Origin of the sequence: Vibrio sp. B183, from assembly GCF_000740665.1 — a bacterium.
Taxonomy (GTDB): Bacteria; Pseudomonadota; Gammaproteobacteria; order Enterobacterales; family Vibrionaceae; genus Vibrio; species Vibrio coralliilyticus.
Genome location: NZ_JPQB01000026.1, coordinates 222,130 through 240,438 on the forward strand (window position 1 = coordinate 222,130; position 18,309 = coordinate 240,438).

Annotated in this window: 16 protein-coding genes; 9 read left to right on the forward strand and 7 right to left on the reverse strand. The window is 45.9% G+C overall.

What is annotated here, in order from left to right; genetic code table 11:
• Nucleotides 1–172 precede the first annotated feature (172 nt).
• Both IX95_RS22990 and IX95_RS22995 read left to right on the forward strand, forming a co-directional pair.
• Nucleotides 173–682 carry an FxsA family protein gene (locus IX95_RS22990; RefSeq protein WP_038164307.1) on the forward strand — a complete coding sequence of 170 codons (510 nt, stop codon included), beginning with the start codon at nt 173–175 and terminating at the stop codon, nt 680–682.
• Nucleotides 683–1,030: 348 nt separating this feature from the next.
• The gene (locus tag IX95_RS22995) at nt 1,031–3,628 is read left to right on the forward strand and encodes an ExeM/NucH family extracellular endonuclease (protein WP_038164309.1); all 2,598 of its coding nucleotides are present in this window, start codon (nt 1,031–1,033) and stop codon (nt 3,626–3,628) included.
• Between the two features lie 53 nt (nt 3,629–3,681).
• Here IX95_RS22995 and IX95_RS23000 read toward each other — a convergent pair whose 3' ends face one another.
• Nucleotides 3,682–4,062 (reverse strand): hypothetical protein, encoded by a 381-nt coding sequence (locus IX95_RS23000; RefSeq protein WP_038164311.1) that lies wholly within the window; start codon nt 4,060–4,062, stop codon nt 3,682–3,684.
• A 411-nt stretch (nt 4,063–4,473) separates the two neighbouring features.
• On the opposite strand from IX95_RS23000, the gene IX95_RS23005 reads away from it, so the two are divergent.
• The 7 genes from IX95_RS23005 (at nt 4,474) to IX95_RS23035 (ending at nt 12,627) form a co-directional block, all read left to right on the forward strand.
• Nucleotides 4,474–5,331 carry an immunity 49 family protein gene (locus tag IX95_RS23005; protein WP_038164312.1) on the forward strand — a complete coding sequence of 286 codons (858 nt, stop codon included), beginning with the start codon at nt 4,474–4,476 and terminating at the stop codon, nt 5,329–5,331.
• A gap of 454 nt (nt 5,332–5,785) precedes the next feature.
• A complete protein-coding gene (locus IX95_RS23010; RefSeq protein ID WP_235202662.1) occupies nt 5,786–6,481 on the forward strand; it encodes an Imm49 family immunity protein in 696 nt (231 codons plus the stop codon).
• 268 nt (nt 6,482–6,749) lie between these two features.
• Nucleotides 6,750–7,328, forward strand: coding sequence for an aminodeoxychorismate/anthranilate synthase component II (locus IX95_RS23015; protein WP_038164317.1), 579 nt, complete (start codon nt 6,750–6,752; stop codon nt 7,326–7,328).
• A gap of 391 nt (nt 7,329–7,719) precedes the next feature.
• On the forward strand, nt 7,720–8,934 hold the full coding sequence (locus IX95_RS23020; RefSeq protein ID WP_038164319.1) for an aspartate aminotransferase family protein: 1,215 nt from the start codon (nt 7,720–7,722) through the stop codon (nt 8,932–8,934).
• A 228-nt stretch (nt 8,935–9,162) separates the two neighbouring features.
• Nucleotides 9,163–10,182, forward strand: a complete 1,020-nt coding sequence (gene astA, locus IX95_RS23025; protein WP_006963238.1) for an arginine N-succinyltransferase — start codon at nt 9,163–9,165, stop codon at nt 10,180–10,182.
• A gap of 17 nt (nt 10,183–10,199) precedes the next feature.
• Nucleotides 10,200–11,657 carry a succinylglutamate-semialdehyde dehydrogenase gene (gene astD, locus IX95_RS23030; RefSeq protein ID WP_038164321.1) on the forward strand — a complete coding sequence of 486 codons (1,458 nt, stop codon included), beginning with the start codon at nt 10,200–10,202 and terminating at the stop codon, nt 11,655–11,657.
• 178 nt (nt 11,658–11,835) lie between these two features.
• Nucleotides 11,836–12,627, forward strand: a complete 792-nt coding sequence (locus IX95_RS23035; protein WP_006963236.1) for a DUF1338 domain-containing protein — start codon at nt 11,836–11,838, stop codon at nt 12,625–12,627.
• 127 nt (nt 12,628–12,754) lie between these two features.
• Here the strand turns inward: IX95_RS23035 and crp are convergent, their stop codons facing one another.
• From crp to IX95_RS23065, 6 genes are all read right to left on the reverse strand, one after another.
• Complete coding sequence (crp, locus tag IX95_RS23040) at nt 12,755–13,387, reverse strand: cAMP-activated global transcriptional regulator CRP (protein ID WP_004410522.1); 633 nt, start codon at nt 13,385–13,387, stop codon at nt 12,755–12,757.
• A gap of 242 nt (nt 13,388–13,629) precedes the next feature.
• Nucleotides 13,630–14,499 carry a phosphoribulokinase gene (locus IX95_RS23045; RefSeq protein ID WP_019276788.1) on the reverse strand — a complete coding sequence of 290 codons (870 nt, stop codon included), beginning with the start codon at nt 14,497–14,499 and terminating at the stop codon, nt 13,630–13,632.
• Between the two features lie 87 nt (nt 14,500–14,586).
• Nucleotides 14,587–14,799 (reverse strand): YheU family protein, encoded by a 213-nt coding sequence (locus IX95_RS23050; protein ID WP_019276787.1) that lies wholly within the window; start codon nt 14,797–14,799, stop codon nt 14,587–14,589.
• 39 nt (nt 14,800–14,838) lie between these two features.
• On the reverse strand, nt 14,839–15,816 hold the full coding sequence (locus tag IX95_RS23055) for a hydrolase (RefSeq protein ID WP_019276786.1): 978 nt from the start codon (nt 15,814–15,816) through the stop codon (nt 14,839–14,841).
• An 11-nt stretch (nt 15,817–15,827) separates the two neighbouring features.
• On the reverse strand, nt 15,828–16,304 hold the full coding sequence (locus IX95_RS23060; protein WP_038164324.1) for a TIGR02444 family protein: 477 nt from the start codon (nt 16,302–16,304) through the stop codon (nt 15,828–15,830).
• Nucleotides 16,301–18,223: an ABC transporter ATP-binding protein gene (locus tag IX95_RS23065; protein ID WP_021455206.1), complete on the reverse strand. Its 1,923-nt coding sequence runs from the start codon at nt 18,221–18,223 to the stop codon at nt 16,301–16,303. The genes IX95_RS23060 and IX95_RS23065 overlap by 4 nt, the downstream gene beginning before the upstream one ends.
• Nucleotides 18,224–18,309 lie beyond the last annotated feature (86 nt).

Here is an 18,309-nt window from a genome sequence, read left to right on the forward strand (position 1 = left end):
GCTTGATCACCTTTTTTGCTTTTGTTTAGTTAAACTTTTGCAAGATATGAACAGGGTATTAATAACCACAAAGTAGTAGTGGTTTATTGAGGTTTCTATCACTCTTTTTTACAGCTTTAATTTGAGCTTGAATCAGCTTTGGGCTTACACTGGGCTTAACAAAGGAGGGCGCGTGTTTCCTATCTTATTATTGATGTTTATTTTCGTTCCTATTATTGAAATAGGCCTGTTTATTTCGGTTGGCGGTTACTTAGGATTGTGGCCGACGATCGCACTGGTACTGATCACCGCGTTTGTCGGTGCGTCTTTAGTACGTAGCCAAGGTTTGCAGACCTTAATGTCAGTGCAAAACCGCTTGCAGCAAGGCGAGCTGCCTGCTCAGCAAATTCTTGAAGGTGTGATGCTAGCGGTCTCAGGGGTACTACTGCTGACACCGGGCTTTATGACCGATGCGCTCGGCATGTTGGTGTTATTACCGGCACCACGCGCTGCGATGGCAAAATACCTTATGAGTAAGATGACGGTGCAGTCTGTTGGTGGTGGCTTTCAAGGTGGTTTCGGTTCTGGAAACTTCCAAGGCCCTTTTGATCAAGATCCGTTTAATCAACAACCTAAAGACGGTAATACGTTTGAAGGGGAATATGAGCGTAAGGATGGAGACGATAATAATCGCCTCAATTAACGGATAAAACCTCGCGAACACTTGATCAATAAAGGCGCAATCGCAGCGCCTTTATTTGTATTTGCCTCTAGAGCTTTAATTCTATTTATAAGCAAAAGCTAAACTAAATCAGCGATCTATTCTCATTTGTGCAACAAACGTTTCACCTTATGTTTAAACTTTGAAGTCTCTTCAAATATTCAGCATATCTATGAGATCGAAATCTCACTGTCACTGAATGTTGTTTTTAGTTTCATGAAAAAGATAAACACTTGTCGTGCTTTATAAGTCTTTTCTCAATAGAAAAGGTGATTTGGAACACGCTTTCTCAACCCTATACAACACGGAAAGCGATGCAAGGTGGACAGAATGAAACAAAAACTAACCCCAACCTTACTTGCAGCAGTGGTCGCAAGTGCTCTCTCCGCTCCAGCAATGGCGGATATCGTAATTTCTCAGTACGTTGAAGGTAGCAGTAACAATAAAGCTATTGAGATTGCCAACACTGGCGATTCAGCAGTGACGCTGGATGGCTATGAGCTAGCGAAATCGACCAACGGCGGCGGTGAGTGGGGCAGCAAACTGGCTCTAGATGGTCGTGTACTGGAAGCGCAAAGCGTTCTGGTTGTTGCACACACAAGTTCAAGTGATGAAATCAAAGCAGTAAGCGACATCCTAAATGGTTCAGTAATCGGATTTAACGGTAATGATCCGGTTGCGCTACTTAAAGACGGCAACGTACATGACGTATTGGGTAACATGGGCGGCTCAGATTTCGCAAAAGATGTCACTCTAGTACGTAATGTTGATGCGATGACGCCTTCTTCTACTTATGACGCTTCTCAATGGTCATCGCTGGCAAAAGACAGCATCGAAGGTCTAGGTGTACTAGATGGCGGTGAGACTCCAGAGCCGTTCGCTTGTACTCGAGATGGTGCTGAACCTGTCTTTACATCGATTCAAGAAATTCAAGGTGAAGGTGATACGTCTCCATTCATCAATGGCTACCCATACATCACAGATGAAGACTTCTTCGTCAAAGGTGTGGTTAGTGCAGTGACCACAGGTCTAACAAAGGGCTTCTATCTACAAGCACTGGAAGATGACTACAACCCGAAAACATCGGAAGGTTTGTTCGTTCATACTAACCAGTCAAGCTCTGATCTTCAGCCTGGTGATGTGGTTTGTGTGAAAGGTAAAGTTCAAGAGAACTACAACCTGACGCAACTAAAAGCGGAAAACAACAACTGGGTTAAGCAAGGTGAGCAATCTGCTCCAGCAGCGACGGCGATTGAAGTGATGGCAGATGACGCTAACTTCGATCAGACGCTAGAGCGCTATGAAGGCATGCTGGTTAAGACGACTGAAGCGTTGGATATGCGCGTGACTCGCACCTTTGGTTACGATTACGCATCGCGTCGTAACAACATGGTTGTAGCTCAAGGCCGCATCAACATGCACCCTAACCAGAACTTTGCAGCAGGTTCTGACGAAGCGAAACAGCAGAGCACTGAAAACGCAGAGCGTCGCCTGTTCATTGAGTCTGATGCAAAAGCAGCTAACGGCACGGTTCCTTACTACCCAGACTTTGGCCGCACTGATGCTGACCAGAATGGTTCCACAGAAGACTACATCCGCATCGACGATACCATCGTTGGCCTAGAAGGTGTTCTAAGCTACAGCTACGGTGATTACCGTCTGATTGCCACTAACACGCTAACTAACGATAACTTCGTACGTAACGATCCTCGTACTGAAGGCATCGATATGGAAGAAGGCGATCTTCGTATCGCGACATTCAATGTACTCAACTACTTCAACTCCCCATTTGGTGGTGACGCTAACCAGCACGGCGACAACCGTGGTGCAGACAGCTTTGAAGAGTTTGAAGTTCAACAGGCGAAGATTGTTAACGCAATTCTACGCCTTGACGCTGATATCATTGGTTTGATGGAAATCGAAAACAATGGCTTTGGTGACAGTGGTGCTATTCGTCAGCTTGTTGAGCAGCTAAACCAGCGTATCGATAAGAAGAAAGACCGTTACGACTTCGTTGCCGTTGACAGCAATGGCGATAAAGTGACGGATGAGAACGACTCAATTGGTACTGACGTTATCACAACAGGCGTTATTTACCGTTCTAAAGTAGCGAAGCTGAAAGAAGTACGCGTTATCGAGATGCCAAGTCAGCAAGCGCCTGAAGTACTAGATGACGACGGTAAAGTGATCGAAGATGGTAAGAACTATCAGCGTAACTCTCTAGCGCCAACGTTCAAGATCAAAGGAACTAATGAGAAGATCACGGTTGCCATCAACCACTTCAAATCGAAAGGTTCTAAATGTTGGGAAGACGCAGCACCTGTTGACCAAGGTGGTCAGGGCGGTGTCGATGCTGACCAACAAGGTTCTTGTGAAAACTTCCGTGTTGCAGCGGCGGTTGCACTGGGCGACGCGCTGAAAGAGATCAAAGGTCATAAAGTGATTCTTGGTGACTTGAATTCTTACGGTATGGAAGATCCGATGCTAGTTCTGACGGATTACAGTGAAGAGAAATACGGTAAGCAGATCAAAGCGGCACGTAATACCTTCATTGGTGACACAGAGCAGTTTGGTGACAACGGTGCGGTGATTACTGAAGGGTACAACTACATCAATGCTGTTGCGACGAAGCACCCAAATAGCTGGAGCTACTCGTACAATGATGAAGTGGGCGCGCTAGACCACCTGCTAATCAGCCCAAGTCTGAAGAAGCACTTTGTGGATGCGACAGACTGGCATATCAATGGCGGCGAATCGACGCTATTTGATTACAACGACGAGTACAAAGGTGACTTGCCAAAATACAACGATCACTTCCGCTCTTCTGACCACGATCCAGCAGTCCTAGAACTGAACATGGCAGGTTCGTTCGGCTTTGGTGCGCTAATGTCATTGTTTGGCTTAGCATTATGGCGTCGTCGTAAATAAGCTAATCTTTTATAGAGACCAAGTAAAAACCGCCACATTCAGTGGCGGTTTTTTTATTCGTATATATTGGAGGGAATTTCTGTTTCACATCGTTCCTTATCATAATCGCCAAGGTATCCACCTGAACCGCGGTAATAAACACGGACGATCATTCCGGATTCAACAAACCAACGCAGGTCTTCACATGCCAAACGATAACCTAACTCTTTAACGTGTGAAGTTTTCCATCTGCCACCTTCCCCACTCAATGCCTCTGTGTAGCTTATTACACCATTGTCGCTGACTTCTAACCATTCGTATTCACTTAGCCGTTCTTTTGCTTTATTAATAGTTTTTTGGTCTGCAGTAGTCTTTAAGTCTTCGATTTTAGTGGTTTGACAAGCGCTCAAAGCCAATGCTGAAAGGCAAGCCACTGCGATATGTTTTAGTTTCATTATTGTTCTCAGCTGATATGAAATTAAGGATAAACCTTAAGGAAGAGTGGATTTTATTTATAAGTCATATCAATGTGTAGTGATAATTTTATAAAACTAAAATAAGTGTGAACTTGGATGTTATAAGGCATCATCATTGCTGTTCAACAATGGTGTGATGTTTACCATAAAGCGATTTGGTCACATATGTAGAAGTGGTATAACAGTGCATTGAAAAGCAAGAAATATCAAAATGATAAAGCTTATAAGGAGCAAGCTGATGAGTTAGGAGAGACTTTAGCGCTACTGAATGATTACAAAATGAGCGGAGACTGTAATTATTTTAGAATATCGAAGTACTGAGCTTATCTTTAATACACACGGTAGTATAAAACGTTCGAATAATGTGAAATTTGAGATTGTATCACCATTATGAAAAATAAATTGAAAGTTCATGTAAACAACCTAAAAGGTGAGGAAAGGGTGTATAACGCTACATTAAAGCGCCTTTTAAAAACAAATCAGTCGGCATTAGACGATACTGACAAGAGCTATTTTGGTTTTGAAACGGGTTACAGCAACTTTGTTAAACTATTTGCTATAGGCCACCACTTACCTTCAGTTTCCAAGCTAGAAGTCAGCGATCATTTATTTACTGCTCAGCAATACTTAATGTTATGGCAACGTACTTTTGTTCAGCCAGCGGGAGAGATCGTTCCTTTCACTTATCAAGGGGTAGATTTCGCTATCCCTGCGAGTGGGAAAATACAATCGATCCCTTCTCCGGAATGGCTAGAAATGATCTATTTAGCGATTGTTACGGGGCGTCACCAAGATTTAAACTTGCTCATGGGCTTACTTAACAGTGATCAGGTGTTCCATCGTGCTGAACTGCAATCACACCATTGTGAAATTGTCTTGCATATGCTGGGGCTAAAAGACAGTGAAGATATTTCTGGTGCAATCAATCAACTGACCGCTCTTGTTGATAGTAAAGAGAGCTTAATTCAAGGTAAATGGGCACCTTTTCATGCTATTACGATCACGCTTGGCTTTTTTGATGTGATGAAAAACGTGCACCAGCAAGATCAAGACGCCTATCGTAACGCTATGTATCGTGCTTTGGAAATGCACAAAGAATGGTGGACTCATGACAAGGACTTTAGTCAAAGAGCTCAAGGTTATGTTGCTATGCCATTACTGGCTGCGGCCAAGTATGCATATGAGAAGTATGGCTTGACGCTAGATTTTGAGTGCGGTTATCTCCCTAGCTACATATACCTGAGTTAGCTGCTTCAATGTTTGAGCGCTAAGTAAGCCAGCTAAAAGTCTAAGGATTGAGTATTAGCAAATGACAAACCTCATTTATTAATCGCTCGTATAAGCTCATCGATGACGGCTTTTAATAAAGGCAATGGAACTCGGATACAGTATAAAGAGAAGGCATTTAAACCAGATGAATAAATGTACATTAGATCACCATGTGATTGAGTACTGTCAACGAGATTGGGGAGATGATTACTCCCCAATAAAATTAGGGCAGTGGTTAGAACCGTTGATAAATATGACCCCGTGCAGGGATGACCTTGAGGGTCTAGAACCGGGAAGATATCAGTTTAATTGCATTACTCAGCAGGGGTGGCACCTAGAAGTATTGGGAAAACGCCTTCTTAAGGGGGAGCCAAAGTCGTATTTAGAGTGGCACCTGAAACTCATCTACCACTTAGGGCAAGCATATTTTCGAATGACATTTAATTCAGGCACGCAGGTACCAATCAATGTCAACCAGCATTGTTATTCTGCGGTTGGTAAGGTTTACGATAGCGGCTTAGGCTTAGATGATTGGGTCATCCCATTCTCAGCGGCATTAATTCTTCAAGATTACAATGGTGCCTTTGAGCTATGCGAAATGAATGATTCTTTCATTGATGCGGATATTTTTACCGCAAGCTCTGCAGACAAGCAATTTGATAAAGCCATGTTACGGTTATTGAAAGGTGTCTTGCATCCAGAATCTGATATAGAAACGCTACTAAAGGATGCGGCACAAAAAGTCTTTGACCCTCAGGCAATTGGTTCCACCAGAAAAGGAGTCGATCACAGAGTCGAAGAGGTGCAATATCGCTACTTGCCGCTAATCTCTTTGATTCATGCGATGTACAGTTCTGACAGGGAAACCTTATACCCGGAGAAACTAAAAGAAGCCCTAAAGGATCATAAAACATACTGGATGAGGGATGAACCGCAACATGACAATGCCTATGCCTCTGAGCAATGGATTGCCATGCTAATCACTGCTCTTGCTTCTTTGGCTTATCACCGTTGGGGGCTTGAGCCAAGCGTCGATACTCTATATATGCCAGAGTGGATGGTAAAAGGGGACATAAGCCCTGATTTTAAGAGCAAAGCGGAAGTTTTTGGTAGTAATGATGAATTTTGATTGTCAGTAAATGGAATGGAAAATACGGCCAAGCAACAGGCAGTGTTGCTAGGTGTACAGCGGTAGAATTTGGAATCGGTATAATACTAGATTGCCCCATATATGTGCGAATCAATTTACATAGAGATTAATTACGTACTGTAAACCCATAACGCCAGCTTATGCTGGCGTTATTTTTATCGTTTGCGGAGTTATTGCTTGCCTTTCCGTCTTGGTATTGCACAATACCGCCCCTGACAAGCAATTTTATCAACACCAATCCAGACCCATGCTGTTAATCATCGATAACTACGATTCCTTTACTTATAACCTGTACCAGTACTTTTGCGAGTTGGGTGCAGAGGTAAAGGTTGTGCGTAACGATGAAACAGATATTGCAGCGATTGAAGCGATGAAACCTAGCCATCTGGTGATCTCTCCGGGGCCGTGTACACCTAATGAAGCGGGGATAACCTTAGAGGTGATAGAACACTTTGCCGGTAAACTGCCGATACTGGGAGTGTGCTTAGGCCATCAGGCGATTGCTCAGGTGTTTGGTGGCGAAGTGGTGCGTGCTCGTCAGGTGATGCATGGGAAAACATCCCCAATCCGACACAACGGCCGCAGCGTTTTTGCTGGCTTGAATAACCCTCTCACAGTAACGCGCTATCATTCACTGGTGGTACAACACGGCACACTGCCAGAGTGTTTTGAGCTCACCGCTTGGACGGAGCTTGAAGATGGCTCGATGGATGAAATCATGGGCTATCAGCACAAAACCTTGCCTATTGATGCGGTGCAATTTCACCCAGAATCGATCAAAACTGAGCAAGGGCATGAGTTACTTGCCAACTTTTTACGTCGCTAATCCTCTTTTATTGCCTCAATAAATCCTGACTGGGATCACTTTTTTTAACATTTCTTTCATATTCTTGCGTGCGGATATTATGTGAAAAACTATTCGCAGGCGTTGTCCTGCCTAACTCTCCGCCCTTGTTATTACTATGCTTAACTACAGCTTATCTTTGTTATAAGAATATATTGCTTCATAAAAGCAGTGGCTTAATGCATAAATACTCAAAGCTAATGCAGAACAGACTTTCAGCAGTGAAGTAAAAAGAATAATTCACTATTGAAATGGTTAATTAAATGTAAATACAATGCCGAAATTGCTTAAATGCAAAACAATATGTGCTTTCGTTTAATGAAAGCAAGGATGCAAAAATTACCTGGCATGCGGTATCGAGAGGGAATGTGCAATGACAGTCGAAAATAAAGTAGAACGCGGTTTGTTTGATGAGGTGATGGTACCTTGTTATAACCCAATGGAAATGGTTCCAGTCAAGGGCGAAGGCGCTCGTGTTTGGGATCAGGAAGGCAAAGAGTACATCGACTTTGCTGGTGGTATCGCCGTGAGCTGTTTGGGTCATTGTCACCCTGCAATGGTTAATGCTCTGACGGAGCAAGGCCAAAAACTATGGCATCTAAGTAATGTCATGACAAACGAACCTGCACTTCGCCTAGCGAAGAAGCTGACAGACGTTAGCTTTGCAGAAAAAGTGTTCTTCGCTAACTCAGGTGCAGAAGCAAACGAAGCAGCTCTGAAACTGGCGCGTCGTTACGCAGCTGACAAGTTTGGTCCTGAGAAATCTGAAATCATCGCTTTCAAACAAGGCTTCCACGGTCGTACTTTCTTTACGGTAACGGTTGGTGGCCAAGCGGCTTATTCTGATGGTTTTGGTCCTAAACCTGGTGATGTTACTCATTTGCCTTACAACGATGTAGAAGCGCTACGCGAACATATCTCTGACCGTACTTGTGCCATCATGATGGAACCTCTTCAAGGTGAAGGCGGTATCATTTCTCCAACAGATGAGTTTGTTCAAACGGTTCGTGAACTGTGTGACAAGCACAATGCACTGCTTATCTTTGATGAAGTTCAAACAGGTAACGGCCGTACGGGTCACTTCTACGCTTACCAAGGTCTGGGTGTCACTCCAGATATCCTAAGCACAGCAAAATCGCTCGGTGGCGGTTTCCCTATCGGCGCAATGCTAACCACCACTGAACTGTCTAAGCACCTGAAAGTAGGAACTCATGGTTCAACGTACGGTGGTAACCCACTTGCGTGTGCGGTTGCAGAAGCGGTCGTCGACATTGTAAGCGCACCAGAAACTCTGGCTGGCGTTGCAGAGCGCGAAGCTCTGTTCCGTGACGGTTTAGCTAAACTTAATGATAAGTACAACATGTTCGCGGAAGTTCGCGGCAAAGGCCTTCTTTTAGGCGCTGCGCTTAACGATGAGTGGCAAGGCCGTGCGCGTGACGTACTGGTTGCAGCAGGTAAAGAAGGTCTGATGGTGTTAGTGGCAGGCGCGAATGTAGTTCGCTTTACGCCTTCACTGGTTATCACCAAAGAAGAAATCGCAGAAGGATTAGCAAAACTAGATAAAGCACTTGCCACTCTAGTTAAATAATAAATAAACAAACTGGGAGAGCTGTATTGCAACAGTTCTCCCAATACCAGTGCTATCGGTCATGTGTTTGAGTACCTGCGCAGGAAAAATTGCTTAGAACAAGGCGTAGCTTGCAGCAAGCTAGCGGGCCTAACTTCATAAGCTACAACGTAGTGATTAGCGATTTTAACCAGCAACAACGAATAGATGACCGATAGCATTGGTATCCTGCATCAGGAGGGAGTATCGATGCTGGTTGTTCGCCCTATAGCAATGTCGGACTACGATGCGCTGCACACCTGTGCGGTTGAATCGGGTCATGGATTCACATCTCTTCCGGTTAACGAAGAACTGTTAACCAACCGTATTACTCATTCTGAGTACAGCTTTGCCAAAAATGAAGTGACTGAACCCGGTGACGAAGGTTACCTGATGGTCGGTTTCGATAGTGAGACTGGCGAAGTCGCCGGTTGTACAGGCATTGAAGCTTCGATTGGCTGGGATGTGCCATTTTATTCTTACCACATCAGCACTATTGTGCATTCATCTCCAAAATTGGGGGTGAATAATGTGGTTAAGCTGCTCACATTTGGCAATAACTACACGGGTTGTAGTGAAATTTGTACCTTGTTCTTGCGCCCGAATTTCCGTGGCGGACTGAATGGTCGCCTAATGTCGAAGTGTCGTTTCTTGATGATGGCGGAACACCCGCATCGTTTCTCAGAAACGGTATTTGCTGAAATGCGTGGCGTGTCAGATGAAGAAGGTAACTCACCATTCTGGCAATGGCTGCAAGAGCATTTCTTCTCGATTGATTTCACTATGGCTGATTACCTGACGGGTATCGGCAAGAAAGGCTTTATCGCCGATCTAATGCCTAAGCTACCAATTTATATTAACTTACTGAGCAAAGAAGCTCAGGCGGTGATTGGTCAGGTACATGAAAATACCAAGCCTGCATTGCGCTTACTTGAGAAAGAAGGCTTCACTTGCCGTAACTACGTCGACATCTTTGATGGCGGCCCGTCGGTAGAGTGTGATGTGCGTAACATTGAGTCGGTCCGCCACTCATTCCGCGCGAAAATCACCATTGCTGAGCACACCAGCTCGCAAGATTACCTTATCTCAAACACGTCGTTTGAAAACTTCCGTGCCGTGGCCGCTAAAGCCGCGTATGACCAGGCCTCTGAATCTGTGATTCTGGCACCTGATGTTGCTAAAGCACTGGAAGTGAATGAAGGCGAATACGTTCGCATGCTGGCTCAGTAATCGAAAGGAATAGAATCATGACACATTGGATTGCAGGCGAGTGGCTTGCGGGTCAGGGCGAATCGATGAACTCGATCAGCCCATACAACAATGAAGTGATCTGGCAGGGCGACAGTGCGTCACCTGCGCAGGTTGAATCGGCAGTGAGCGCGGCTCGAAACGCTTTCTTGAGCTGGAAAAAGCTGACTTACGCTGAGCGTGAAGCTGTTGTGCTGGCGTTTGCTGAGAAAGTAAAAGAGAACAGCGAGCAAATCGCTGAAATTATCGCGAAAGAAACCGGAAAACCAATCTGGGAAACGCGCACTGAAGCGGCAGCTATGGCTGGTAAGATTGCGATCTCTATCCGTGCTTACCATGAGCGTACTGGTGAAGCGACGCGCGAAGCGGCAGGCAACCAGATTGTTCTGCGTCATCGCCCTCTGGGTGTGATGGCGGTATTCGGCCCTTATAACTTCCCTGGTCATCTGCCTAACGGTCACATTGTTCCGGCACTGCTTGCTGGTAACACGGTCGTGTTTAAGCCTTCAGAGCAAACGCCACTCACTGGCGAGTTCGCGATGAAACTATGGCAACAAGCAGGCTTACCAGCAGGCGTAATCAACCTTGTTCAGGGCGCGAAGGAAACGGGTGTTGCGCTGGCGGATTCGAAAGGCATTGATGGCGTATTGTTCACGGGTAGTGCAAACACAGGTCACATCCTGCACCGCCAGTTTGCAGGGCAGCCGGGTAAAATGTTGGCGCTAGAAATGGGTGGCAACAACCCGATGGTGATCTCTGAGAACTACGGCGAGCTGGATGCAACCGTGTATACCATTATTCAGTCTGCTTTCATCAGTGCAGGTCAACGTTGTACTTGTGCCCGTCGTCTGTACGTTCCTGTTGGTGAGAAAGGTGATCAACTGGTCAGCAAGCTTGTTCAAGCAACTGAGAAGATTCGTGTTGATCAGCCATTTGCTGAACCTGCGCCATTTATGGGCCCCCAGATTTCTAAAGCAGCGGCTGACTTTATTCTTAATGCGCAAACAAACTTGCAAAGCCTTGGCGGCGTGAGCTTACTAGAAGCGAAAGCGGGTGAAGCGGCGTTCGTTTCTCCGGGCATCATCGACGTAACGCCAATCGCTGATCTGCCAGATGAAGAGTACTTTGGGCCACTACTACAAGTGGTGCGTTACCAAGGCTTGGAGAAAGCCGTTGAACTGGCAAACGATACGCGCTTCGGCTTGTCGGCAGGTCTGGTTTCAACCGATGACAGCGAGTGGGATTACTTTGTTGACCACATCCGTGCTGGTATCGTCAATCGCAACCGTCAGCTAACTGGCGCAAGCGGTGATGCACCATTCGGTGGTCCAGGCGCTTCGGGTAACTTACGCCCAAGCGCTTACTACGCAGCAGATTACTGCGCATACCCAATGGCATCAATGGAAGGTGGTGAAACTCTACTACCTGCCACATTGAGCCCGGGTGTTGAGTTATAAAAATATTTTAAGGGTTTCCCTTACCGCCTCCCTTTTGGGGGAGGTTTTTAAACGTCACAGGTTGAAGGCTATCTGATCAGATTTCTGGACAAATTTGGTCAGATAGCCTCATTTATAAAATTAAATAAACAATAAATATAACTCCGTTAACGTAGACAAACCCAAACAAGGAGGCGTTATGACGCCACAAGTTTTATTCCAGTCGTTATGGAATGACTATATTCAACGCTTATGTCCCTCTGCTGATAAAGTTCACCATCTGCTTCAGGAAAATGAGCCATTGATCAATGACCACATTGCGCTGCGTACATTTAATGTCGCACCTTTGGGGATTGAGACACTGGCCAAACCGTTTATCGACGCTGGCTATAAGCCGTGCGGTGATTACGAGTTCGAAAGCAAGAAGTTAGTGGCGAAGCACTTTGAGCATCCAGACCCGAAACAGCCAAAAGTTTTTATCAGTGAACTAAAAGTGAACGAGTGTTCTCCAGAGCTTCAGGCCATTGTTGCCAAGCTGGTTGAGCAATTGGATACCGATAAGCTAAAAGGTCATGAGTTCTTGTCTGGTGGGCGTCTATGGGATCTGAGTTTTGCTGATTATCAGTTACTAGCAAAAGAGAGTGAATACGCTTCTTGGCTAGCGGCACACGGCTACGGTGCTAACCACTTTACGGTTAGCGTGAATCAGCTTGATGCGTTTGAAGAAGTGAAAGGTGTTAATGACCACCTACGTGAAGCTGGCTTTACGATCAATGAATCAGGCGGTGAAGTGAAAGGCTCGCCGGATGTGCTGCTTGAGCAATCTTCTACGATGGCGGATAAAGTGCCAGTGACCTTCACTGAAGGTACTGAGATGGTTCCTGGTGGCTTCTATGAGTTTGCTAAGCGTTACCCAATGAGCAACGGTGAACTTTACCCTGGGTTTGTTGCAGCTTCCGCTGATAAGATTTTCGAAAGTACTAACGGATAAGATAGACGAGAACGGGCTTCTCACCCGATGGAGTCGAGAAGTCCTTTCCGATTCCCGGATCCGATATAAACAAAAAGCCACCAATGTCTCCATTGGTGGCTTTTAAAATTTTAGCGGTTAATCGAAATTAACGAGTACCGTAAACAACGATTGTCTTACCGTGGGCAGAGATTAGGTTCTGCTCTTCTAGCATCTTCAAGATACGACCTACTGTCTCACGAGAACAGCCAACAATCTGACCGATTTCTTGACGAGTGATCTTGATCTGCATGCCGTCTGGGTGCGTCATTGCATCCGGCTGTTTTGCCAGGTTAAGCAGTGTTTGTGCGATGCGGCCTGTTACGTCTAGGAATGCCAAGTCACCCACTTTCTGACTGGTTACCTGTAGACGGCTTGCCATTTGTGCAGACAGGCGCATTAGGATGTCAGGGTTAACTTGAATTAGCTGACGGAATTTCTTGAATGAAATTTCTGCTACTTCACAAGGAGATTTCGCACGAACCCATGCCGTACGCTCTTGGTCTTCTTCGAATAAACCAAGTTCACCGATAAAGTCACCTTGGTTTAGGTAAGAAAGGATCATTTCCTTACCTTCTTCGTCTTTGATAAGTACTGCAACAGAACCTTTAACAATGTAGTAAAGAGTCTCTGCTTTTTCGCCCGCGTGGATCAGCGTGCTTTTTGACGGGTACTTATGAATATGACAGTGTGAAAGGAACCACTCTAATGTTGGATCGGTTTGAGGTTTACCTAGAACCATAATATCTCACTTCCTCTGCAGGGTACGCTTGCTGCTTTCCATGTTTTAGCTAAGCCTTGAATCAAGACCTACTAGGATAAGAGCACTTTTCAAATGCTGCAAGCCATCTTTGTTTCGGTTTCAAATAGTATCTTTTTTTGAAATCGATTTCTTGATTTTAATCGGGTACACCTTACGATTTTGTACGCAAAAATGTGCACATGATCACGGTATGAAAAGTAATCGTGTTTATAACGCGAGTCTTAGCCAATTTTTCCGGTTTCGATTAACTGTTGCAAGATCGGGCGAACAATCAACTCGACCGCGAAACTCATTTTGCCGCCCGGCACCACGAGCGTGTTGTGGCGAGACATAAACGAACCATCAATCATTGCCAGTAGGTAAGGGAAATCGACGTTCTTAATTCCGCGCAGGCGAATCACGACAAAGCTTTCATCTAGGCTCGGTATGCCTTTGGCGTTGAGTGGGTTAGATGTGTCGACTGTTGGAACGCGCTGGAAGTTGATATGAGTTCGCGAGAACTGGGGAGTGATGTAGTTAAGGTAGTCGTCCATCGAACGGACAATGGAGTCCATCACGGCCTCACGAGAGTGACCACGATCTCGGGTATCTCGAACGAACTTTTGGATCCATTCCAAGTTAACAATGGGTACCATGCCAATCAGAAAATCGACGTGCTGAGCAACGTTCACATCACCATCAACTACGCCACCGTGCAAGCCTTCATAAAACAGTACATCAGAGTTTTCTGGCAGTTCTTGCCATGGAGTAAAGGTACCCGGCATCTGATTGTAAGGTACGGCTTCATCAAACGTGTGCAGATAACGGCGTACCTGGCCTGTCCCTTCGTTACCGTATTTGCGGAAAAACTCAGCGAGTGCTGGGAAGTCGTTCGCCTGTGGACCAAAGTAGCTGATGTGACGCCCCTGTTCACGGGCTTTGCGAATTTCGACATCCATCTCTGGGCGAGTAAAGCGGTGAAAGCTATCACCTTCTACCCAAGCGGGCTTCACGTTCATCATGTTGAACATTTTGCGGAACGCTTCAGATGTCGTTGTGGTGCCTGCACCAGAAGAACCGGTGACGGCAATGATTGGATGTTTTGCTGACATGACAAACCTTGTCTGTAAATAACTGTCCCTTGTTGCATGTCACTATAACATGCTTTATTGGAAGGGCACGGTATGATGTGCTTTAAATTAAAACTTTTGTTTGAGCTGAATGTCGACGGTCTCGTGAAGCTCAGAAAACACCACAACAGCTTCACCTGATTCGAGCTGGTTTTTGATTTGGTCGACTTTGTCTTGCAGGGAAATTTCCAGTTCGCCGTAGTCCGTGCCTTCGCGCAGGACGAATTCACGAATCAGGTTGTCCAGTGTGTCTGGGTCAATTTGTTGCCATGGAACGATCATAAATACCTCTGTCTTTTATGCTCGAAAAGTTGACGGCTATTATCCAGAAACCGCCAGACTTTGGTAGTAGGCTGGTAACGCTTCTTCTAGCCAGAATCTCGGTTTGAGCGCGCTGCCGGTTAAGAAGCCTACGTGTCCGCCTTGTTCGAACAGTCGATAGTCGATGTTGTCAGGGAGGACATACTTAGGGATCACGGCATCTGTCATGAAAGGGTCGTCTTTGGCATGAATGATTTGTGTCGGTATGCGAATGTCTTTGAGTCGATGAATACCGGAGCACCTCTGATAATAATCTTGTGCGTCTTTAAATCCATGTAAAGGAGCGGTAATCAAGTCATCAAATTCAAACAGTTTGGTGACACGCTTAATGCTTTGGTAAGAGACATCGAGTTCACCTTTGATCAGGTGATGTTTACGCAGAGCATTTTTCTTCAAAGATGAGAGTAGGTATGTTTTGTACACCTTGGAAAAGCCTTTCTCGATGCGCTCTGAACAGGCCGATAGATCGAGCGGTGCCGAGACGATGGTCGCTGCAGAAAGTAGTGGCTCTTGATTGTACTGCGCCAGATAGTTAGCCAGCATGTTGCCACCAAGAGAAATCCCTACTGCGACTTTGGTTTGATTTGGTAGCTGTTGATTTAGCTGCTCAAGGAAGAAACGTGCATCTTCTACTTCACCTGAATGATACGCACGTGCACGGTGGTTTGGTTTACCACTGCAGCCGCGAAAATGCATCATCACAGACAGCCAGCCATGTTGAGAAAAAGCGTGCATCAGGCCATTGGCATAAGGGCTGTAAAAGCAGCCTTCTAGTCCATGAAACAAGACAAAAACAGGTTTTTTCTTAGCCTGCTCAGTTTGCCAGTCTTCACTCCAAGCTAGATCGAGAAAATCACCATCCGGAGTATTCAGGGTCTGCCAAAGCGGTTCAAACAGTGCTTTCTTACGAATGAAACGCGGTGCCAGAGTTTGCAGATGCGGATTGGCTAATCCTTTGGCAGCAATAAATTGAGTCATAAGAACGCCTATCAGTGGGTGAGGCCATCGATGGAATGGGCAAAAACGTCGTGCAAATGTTCTCCGCCAAGCTGACGACAATATCTCAACGTCAGCGGTTCAGCTTGGTTAGTCTGTAGTTCTATACTGTTGATGCAATCGACCAGATCAGACTGTTGTTGCTTTTCAAGTTGTAATTCGAACTGTAAGGATTCTCTGTAGAGGGTATCCGGTACATGGGATTTGAGTTTACGGCGTAGGTCTCGATAGCTGTGTAACAGAGTTTCTGAACGACCTAGACACTCTTCGACTTTGTGCCAGTCTTCATCGAGAAAGGCAGCCTGCTGCTCATCAAGCCATTTGAGTAGCAGCAGCAGGTTAACATTACCTTTGAACTGGTTTTGTAAATTGAGGCACGCATCTTTCACTTCTCGAACACTGTAATATTGCAGGCTGAACTGCCATAAGCGTTCTAGAGTTAGCGAAACTGATACGTGCTTTGAGCTCATTGACCGTTAAACTCCTGTTCCATCTGCTCCAGCTCTTCCTGCAGTGCCATCCATTCCATTTCGACGTCTTCCAGTTCGGCTTTAGCCTGACTCTGAGCAGTTAATACCTGATTAAGTTTAGCTTTATTTTCCGCTTCATACAGTGAGTTATCAGATAATTGCGTTTCTGCTTCCGCTAATTGATGACCTAGGGTCTCCATCTTAGCTTCAAGCTTGGTGAGTGTTTTACGAACAGGAGCAGTCTGTTTACGGAATTCTGCTTCACGACGCTTCTGCTCTTTCTTGGCGGCAGCACTGTTGGTAGTGCTCTTGTCTGGTTGCACAGATTGTGCTTCGCGGCGTTCAGCTTTCTGCTGCTCTGTCAGCCATTTGTAGTAATCATTGAGATCGCCATCAAACGGTGCGACCTGACGATCATGCACCAAATAGAGGTCATCAGTGGTCGCACGCAGCAAGTAACGGTCGTGCGAGACAATCACCATTGCGCCTTCGAATGTTTGTAGCGCCAGCGTCAGGGCTTGGCGCATGTCCAAGTCTAAGTGGTTGGTCGGTTCATCAAGCAGCAATAAGTTTGGCTTTTGCCAGACAATTAACGCCAACACGAGGCGAGCTTTCTCGCCCCCGGAGAAAGGAGCCACTTTTTCCAGCGCTTTGTCACCTTGGAATCCAAAACTGCCCAGATAGTTACGCAGCTCAAGTTCGTTCTTGTCTGGCGCAATTTGCATCATATGCTGGAGGGGCGTTTCTTCTGGGTGCAAGGTTTCTAGCTGGTGCTGAGCAAAGTAACCAATCTTTACTCCTTGAGAGTAAGTCAGGTCGCCACCTTGCGGGTTCAACTCACGAGAAAGCAGTTTGATCAGAGTTGATTTACCCGCGCCGTTACGTCCGAGTAGACCTATGCGGCTGCCGGGGACAAGATTGAGGCGGATTTTCTCTAAGATCAGGTTGTCTCCATAACCCGCTGAGACCTCATCCATCATAATGATTGGGTTGGGCAACGCATCCGGGTCACGGAACTCGAAGCTGAACGGGTTATCAAATTGCGCAGGCAAAACCTTCTCCATTTTCTCCAGTGCCTTTATGCGGCTTTGTGCTTGGCGGGCTTTGGAGGCTTTGTAACGGAAACGGTCGATATACTTTTGCATATGCGCCATTTGCTTCTGCTGTTTCTGAAATTGCGCTTGTTGCAGGAGCAGTTTCTGGGCACGTTGGTCTTCAAACGAGGAGTAGTTGCCGGTGTACTCATTCATCTGCTCATTTTCGATATGAATAATGCGGCCAACGATTGGGTCGAGGAAGTCACGGTCGTGCGAGATCAGAACAAGTGTGCCCGGGTAGTTTTGCAGCCAGCGCTCTAACCACATCACGGCATCAAGATCTAAGTGGTTGGTTGGCTCATCGAGCAACAATAAATCTGAGCGACATAAAAGTGCTTGGGCAAGGTTGAGGCGCATACGCCAACCACCTGAAAACTGAGTCAGATTCCAATTCATCTGTTCCTGACTAAAGCCTAAACCATCAAGTAATTCTGCCGCGCGAGCGCGAATGCTATAGCCCCCAATGGTTTCAATCTTGCCGTGTAATTCGGCAACCAGTGTACCGTTATCGGCTTGCTCTGCTTGGAGGAGCTGTGCTTCTAGTGCACGATATTCTCGATCACCATCAATGACGTATTCCAGCGCCGGACGTTCCAGTGCTGGTGTTTCCTGTGCTACCCAGGCCATCTCCCAATGTGAAGGTTTGCTGAAGTTGCCGGCATCAATCGACAATTCGTCTTTAATTAATGCGAACAGGGTAGATTTACCGCAGCCGTTTTTTCCCACTAAGCCGACTTTGTCGCCCGGTTGAATGGTTGCTGAGGTTTGATCCAGTAGTGGCTTACCGCCACGCAACAGCTGGATGTCAGAAAAGGTAATCATAATCTTGCGCTTTATTCTTGCTCGTATCGCGTCGAATAGTAGGGGGAATGAGATAAAATGTCGATCATTGCGTTATGCTTAACAAC

Excerpts from the sequence above, each read along its gene's own strand:
- IX95_RS23015 (WP_038164317.1), top strand. The coding sequence starts at position 6,750 with ATGCTGTTAATCATCGATAACTACGATTCCTTTACTTATAACCTGTAC.
- IX95_RS23020 (WP_038164319.1), top strand. The coding sequence starts at position 7,720 with ATGACAGTCGAAAATAAAGTAGAACGCGGTTTGTTTGATGAGGTGATG.
- IX95_RS23000 (WP_038164311.1), bottom strand. The coding sequence starts at position 4,062 with ATGAAACTAAAACATATCGCAGTGGCTTGCCTTTCAGCATTGGCTTTG.
- IX95_RS23050 (WP_019276787.1), bottom strand. The coding sequence starts at position 14,799 with ATGATCGTTCCATGGCAACAAATTGACCCAGACACACTGGACAACCTG.
- IX95_RS23035 (WP_006963236.1), top strand. The coding sequence starts at position 11,836 with ATGACGCCACAAGTTTTATTCCAGTCGTTATGGAATGACTATATTCAA.
- IX95_RS23060 (WP_038164324.1), bottom strand. The coding sequence starts at position 16,304 with ATGAGCTCAAAGCACGTATCAGTTTCGCTAACTCTAGAACGCTTATGG.
- IX95_RS22995 (WP_038164309.1), top strand. The coding sequence starts at position 1,031 with ATGAAACAAAAACTAACCCCAACCTTACTTGCAGCAGTGGTCGCAAGT.
- IX95_RS23005 (WP_038164312.1), top strand. The coding sequence starts at position 4,474 with ATGAAAAATAAATTGAAAGTTCATGTAAACAACCTAAAAGGTGAGGAA.
- astA (WP_006963238.1), top strand. The coding sequence starts at position 9,163 with ATGCTGGTTGTTCGCCCTATAGCAATGTCGGACTACGATGCGCTGCAC.
- astD (WP_038164321.1), top strand. The coding sequence starts at position 10,200 with ATGACACATTGGATTGCAGGCGAGTGGCTTGCGGGTCAGGGCGAATCG.
- IX95_RS23045 (WP_019276788.1), bottom strand. The coding sequence starts at position 14,499 with ATGTCAGCAAAACATCCAATCATTGCCGTCACCGGTTCTTCTGGTGCA.
- IX95_RS23010 (WP_235202662.1), top strand. The coding sequence starts at position 5,786 with ATGACATTTAATTCAGGCACGCAGGTACCAATCAATGTCAACCAGCAT.
- crp (WP_004410522.1), bottom strand. The coding sequence starts at position 13,387 with ATGGTTCTAGGTAAACCTCAAACCGATCCAACATTAGAGTGGTTCCTT.
- IX95_RS23055 (WP_019276786.1), bottom strand. The coding sequence starts at position 15,816 with ATGACTCAATTTATTGCTGCCAAAGGATTAGCCAATCCGCATCTGCAA.
- IX95_RS23065 (WP_021455206.1), bottom strand. The coding sequence starts at position 18,223 with ATGATTACCTTTTCTGACATCCAGCTGTTGCGTGGCGGTAAGCCACTA.